The sequence below is a fragment of the Nocardioides sp. NPDC057772 genome (assembly GCF_042798075.1).
GTDB lineage: Bacteria > Actinomycetota > Actinomycetes > Propionibacteriales > Nocardioidaceae > Nocardioides.
The window spans coordinates 1-4,968 of sequence record NZ_JBHVKN010000281.1 but is presented as its reverse complement, the minus strand read 5'-3'; the positions used below and the strand labels follow the sequence as shown (position 1 = coordinate 4,968).

The following is a 4,968-nucleotide window of genomic DNA, read 5'->3' as shown; positions in this document are numbered from 1 at the left end:
ACTGCCGTTTCGTCGCCCACAACTGCGGACTCGGCGGGAGGTCAGCCGAGGTTGAGCTGGCGGTCGGTGCGCGCGAAGGTCTCGGCGGCGAGCTCGGGGTCGGCGCTGAGCTCGGCGCCGGTGGCCGGGATCATCGTCTTGAGCTGGGGCTGCCAGGCGTCCCAACGGTCGGGGAAGCAGCGGCGCAGGACGTTGACCATGATCGCCGGAGCGGTCGAGGCGCCGGGGGAGGCGCCCAGCAGACCGGCGATGGTGCCGTCCTCGGCGGTGATGACCTCGGTGCCGAACTGCAGCACGCCGTCGGGGCGGATGACCTGCACCCGCTGGCCGGCGATGATCCGCTCCCAGTCCTTGCGGTCGGCGGCGGGGAAGAAGTCGAGGAGATCGTCGAACTTCTTGCGCGGCGAGCGCAGCAGCTCCTTGACCAGGTAGACGGTGAGGTCCATGTTGGTCAGCCCGGCCCGCAACATCGGCACCAGGTTGTGGGGTCGCACCGAGAGGAACAGGTCGGTCAGCGAGCCGGTCTTGAGGAAGCGCGGGCTCCAGCCGGCGTACGGACCGAACATCAGGTGGGTCTTGCCCTCGACGTAGCGGGTGTCGAGGTGGGGCACCGACATCGGCGGCGCGCCGACGGCGGCCTTGCCGTAGGCCTTGGCGCGGTGCTGGGCGACGAGCTCGGGCTTGGACGTACGCAGGAACTCACCCGAGACCGGGAAGCCGCCGAAGCCGCGGATCTCCGGGATGGCGGCCTTCTGCAGCAGGGGCAGCGCATAGCCGCCGGCGCCGACGAAGACGAACCGCGCGCGCAGGTGGTACTTCCCGGACCCGTTGCGGCCGTAGACGTGCCAGAAGCCGTCCATGGTCTGGTGGAGGTCGGTGACCTCGGAGCCGGTCTCGAGGTCGGCACCCTTGTCGACGAGGGTGCGGGTCAGCATCGAGGTCAGCGAGCCGAAGTCGACGTCGGTGCCGGCGTTGGTCCAGGTGGCCGCGACGGGCTCCTCGGCGAGCGACTTCGCGGAGCGGCCCTCGAGCAGCAGCGGAGCCCAGCCCCGGATGACCTCGGGGTCGGTGGAGAACTCCATCCCGGCGAAGAGCGGGTGCTGCGACAGCGCCTCGTGGCGCTTGCGGAGGTATTCGACGTTGTCCGCACCCCACACGAAGGACATGTGCGGGACGGTGTGGATGAACTTGTCGGGGTCCGGGATGCGGCCGTTCTCGACCAGGAAGGACCACAGCTGGCGGGAGACCTGGAACTGCTCGTTGACGTTGACGGCCTTGGAGATGTCGACCGAACCGTCGGGCTGCTGCGGGCTGTAGTTGAGCTCGCACAGCGCGGAGTGGCCGGTGCCGGCGTTGTTCCACGGGCCGGAGGACTCCACGGCGAGCGAGTCGAGCCGTTCGATCATCTTGATGGACCAGCTGGGCTCCAGCTCCTGGAGGAGCACGCCCAGGGTGGCGCTCATGATGCCGCCGCCGATCAGCACTACGTCAAGAGGTTCGTCCACAGGTCTTTTGTCTCGCTTTTGAGGCCGCAATGGTTAATCGGGGTCCTTAGATCGGTCTAACTTGTGGGCAACTTCACTGCCCTGACCCTCGATGAGTCCAGCATGTTTCCGCTCTTCATTGTGGCTCACCGCACATGTCGGTGGTAGTTCAGGGTGGAGTTACGCTCGGGCGGTGCCACGCCTCTCTGACTCCCATCGCGCCTGGATCGACGAAGCCGTACGCCGCGTCGAGGCCGACGCGCAGCGCTCGGCCGACACCCATCTGCATGTCGTGCCCCTGCCGGGATGTCCCGGTATCGACCTCTATCTCAAGGACGAATCGGTACACCCCACGGGCTCGCTGAAGCACCGGCTCGCCCGCTCCCTGTTCCTCTACGCGATCTGCAACGGCTGGCTGCACGAGGGCGCGACGGTCGTGGAGGCGTCCTCGGGGTCGACCGCGGTCTCCGAGGCGTACTTCTCGCGGCTTCTCGGTCTCCCGTTCGTCGCCGTGATGCCGCGCTCGACGTCGAAGGAGAAGGTGGCGCTGATCGAGTGGTACGGCGGCACCTGCCACTTCGTCGACCGCGCCCCCGACATGTACGCGGAGGCCGAGCGCCTCGCCCGCGAGTGCGGCGGCCACTACATGGACCAGTTCACCTACGCCGAGCGGGCCACCGACTGGCGCGGCAACAACAACATCGCCGAGTCGATCTTCGACCAGATGTCGCAGGAGCGGCACCCGGTCCCGACCTGGATCGTCGTCTCGGCCGGCACCGGCGGCACCTCGGCGACGATCGGCCGCTACCTCCACTACCGCCGCCACTCGACGAAGCTGATGGTCGCCGACCCGGAGAACTCCGCCTTCTACGGCGGCTGGGAGATGGACACCTCCGACTACGCCACCGGGATGCCGTCGCGGATCGAGGGGATCGGGCGGCCGCGGGTCGAGCCGTCCTTCGTCGGCGGCGTCGTCGACGACATGGTCCAGGTCCCCGACGCCGCCTCGATCGCGACGATGCGGTGGCTATCGGCCCGGATGGGCCGCGCGGTCGGCCCCTCGACGGGCACCAACGTGTGGGCATCGCTGGGTGTCGTACGCGAGATGGTGGAGGCCGGCGCGCAGGGCAGCGTCGTCTCCCTGCTGTGTGACTCCGGGGAGCGCTACCGCTCGTCCTACTACGACGACGGCTGGGTGAGCGAGAAGGGCATCGACCTGGCGCCGTACGCAGCGGCCCTCGCCGACTACGAGCGCACCGGCGTCCTCGTCGACCCCTCCTGACGGGCCCATCGCCTCAGTGCCAGGGTGATCAGCGCCCAGATCCCGGCGATGAGCAGGATCTCGTTGAGGATGTAGACCGGCCACGGGCCGAGCACGTCGAGCAGCGATCCCGACGCGGGCTTGTAGCGGAGGTAGCCGTAGTTGGCGTCGAGGGCCAGGTTGAGGACGTACGCCACCGCGGCCCACACCGCGGTGGTCGCGACCGCCGAGCCGTAGTCGCGCCATCGCGGGAGCAGCTTGAGCCCGAAGACCAGGTAGACCGCGGCGAGCACGACCATGAGGTGCATGGCCCAGAAGGTGATGTAGCTGACCTCCGGGAAGTCCCGTACGTCCGGGGTGAGCACGCCCTGGATGGTCAGCGTCAGTCCCCAGAAGCAGGTCAGCGCCGTCGGATAGGGCCGGTGCGTCCACAGCGCCACCGCAGCCGCCATCCACGCCAGGTCGCACAGATGGATCGGCAGGTCGATGAAGAGGTCGAAGTCGGTGACCCACTCGTGGGCCTGCAGCGGGATCGTCGTGAGCGGGATCGCGAGGGCGAATCCTCGCGAGAATCTCGACGGATTCTGATCGCCGCGCTCTCGCCGGCCCAGCCAGACCATGGCCACGATCCCCGCTGTGAGCAGGGACAACGGCACCAGGTGGGTCAGACCGTAAGCCTGCATATCGAAAGTCTGACGGGATTCTCGAAAAAATTCTTCTCAACCCGCGTCATGGGTCCGAGGCTGGCCCGTTTCATCGGCGAGAAGGTCGTCCACCGGTGGGGGGTGGACGACCTCTCATCACCAAGGTTGGTGGCTGATCCGGGGGGATTCACCAGCCTGTTGGAGGTCCCTCTGAATGCACGCTGCGGGGGTGGTGTGCAATCAGAGGGACGCCTCGCTTTTGCTGTAGGAATACCCGGTTAACCGGGTATTCCTACAGCAGTCCCGGTCACCACGGTCGCGTAGAGCTCCTCGTCGTGATGGACCTCCGCGACCAGCCCCTGCTCCCGCATCAGGCTGGCGGTGACGGGCGCCTGCTCCTGGCTGGCCTCGACGACGAGTACGCCGCCGGGGGTCAGATGCTTCGGCGCCTGATCGATCACCCGCCGCTGGACGTCGAGCCCGTCCGCGCCACCGTCGAGGGCCACATGGTGCTCGTGGTCGCGCGCCTCGGGCGGCATGTTCCGGATCTGGGCGGTCGGGACGTAGGGAGCGTTGGCCAGGATCAGGTCGAACTCGAGGCCGTCGGGGAGCGGGTCGTAGAGGTCGCCGAGGAGCACGCGGTCCGGGGGCAGGTTCTGCTGGGCGCAGGCGACCGCGGCTGGGTCGATGTCGGTCGCCCAGACCTCCGCACCCTGGATCCGCGCGAAGACGGCCGCACCCAGGGCGCCGGTCCCGCAGCCGAGGTCGAGGACCCGCCGGGTCGTGCTGTCCTCGGTCGCATGGACGGCGAGGTCGACCATCAGCGCCGAGCGCTGCCGGGGCACGAACACCCCGGGCGCGACCCGGATGCGGAGCCCGCAGAACTCGGCCCAGCCCAGGATGAGCTCCAGCGGCTCACCGGCCACGCGGCGTACGACCATCGCCTCTCGTTCCTGCGGAGAGACCGGTTCCGCTTCGAGGAGGGCCGCCTCGTCCTCGGCGAAGACGCAGCCGGCGGCGCGGAGGCGGGCGACGAGACCCGGGTCGGGCGTTGTGGAGGTCATTGGGACAAGATTGGCACGTGGACGCCGTCACCCTGATCGCATTTATCGTGGCCGGCTACGCCGCGTTCGTGACGATCGCGGCCGTGATCGGCGTGGTGCTGAAGGCACCGCGGCCGAAGTGGCTCGACCAGGTGTCGTGGATGCTGGAGATCCTGGCGGTCGTGCTGGCGGTCGGCGCGCTGGCGGCCTGGTCAGGTGGGCGTAAGCCGGAGTCGATGTCGACCTTCCTGGGCTACGTCGGGGCGCTGGTGTGCCTGATGCCGCTGGCCCTGCAGACGATGCGCGGGGACCGCTCGACCTGGTCCTCGGGCGTGATCGCGGCGGCTGCCCTGGCGACGGGGGTCGTGGCCGTACGCGTCATGATGGTCCGGTGACCGAGACCTTGCCCGCCAAGACCCGATCCGGTCCGCACCTGGTGCTGCTGACCGTCTACGCGATCTTCGTGCTCGCGGCGGGCGCCCGGTCGCTGGTGCAGGTCCTCACCCGCTTCGACGAGGCCCCGATCGCCTACTCGC

The 4,968-nt window shown here is 68.7% G+C and carries 5 protein-coding genes; 2 read left to right on the top strand and 3 right to left on the bottom strand.

Features of this window, described 5'->3' with window-relative positions:
- Positions 1–41 precede the first annotated feature (41 nt).
- A complete protein-coding gene (locus ACFVJS_RS26215) occupies positions 42–1,505 on the bottom strand; it encodes a malate:quinone oxidoreductase (protein ID WP_378886472.1) in 1,464 nt (487 codons plus the stop codon).
- A gap of 172 nt (positions 1,506–1,677) precedes the next feature.
- Between ACFVJS_RS26215 and ACFVJS_RS26210 the strand changes: the two genes are divergently transcribed.
- A complete protein-coding gene (locus tag ACFVJS_RS26210; protein ID WP_378886470.1) occupies positions 1,678–2,766 on the top strand; it encodes a PLP-dependent cysteine synthase family protein in 1,089 nt (362 codons plus the stop codon).
- On the opposite strand, the gene ACFVJS_RS26205 is transcribed toward ACFVJS_RS26210, so the two are convergent.
- Together ACFVJS_RS26205 and ACFVJS_RS26200 are read right to left on the bottom strand one after the other, a co-directional pair.
- Positions 2,730–3,428 carry a TIGR02206 family membrane protein gene (locus ACFVJS_RS26205; protein ID WP_378886468.1) on the bottom strand — a complete coding sequence of 233 codons (699 nt, stop codon included), beginning with the start codon at positions 3,426–3,428 and terminating at the stop codon, positions 2,730–2,732. The genes ACFVJS_RS26210 and ACFVJS_RS26205 overlap by 37 nt on opposite strands.
- A gap of 239 nt (positions 3,429–3,667) precedes the next feature.
- Entirely contained in the window at positions 3,668–4,453 is a 786-nt protein-coding gene (locus ACFVJS_RS26200) for a putative protein N(5)-glutamine methyltransferase (protein WP_378886467.1), read from the bottom strand.
- Positions 4,454–4,470: 17 nt separating this feature from the next.
- Between ACFVJS_RS26200 and ACFVJS_RS26195 the strand changes: the two genes are divergently transcribed.
- Positions 4,471–4,827, top strand: a complete 357-nt coding sequence (locus ACFVJS_RS26195) for a hypothetical protein (protein WP_378886465.1) — start codon at positions 4,471–4,473, stop codon at positions 4,825–4,827.
- The last annotated feature ends 141 nt before the right edge of the window (positions 4,828–4,968 follow it).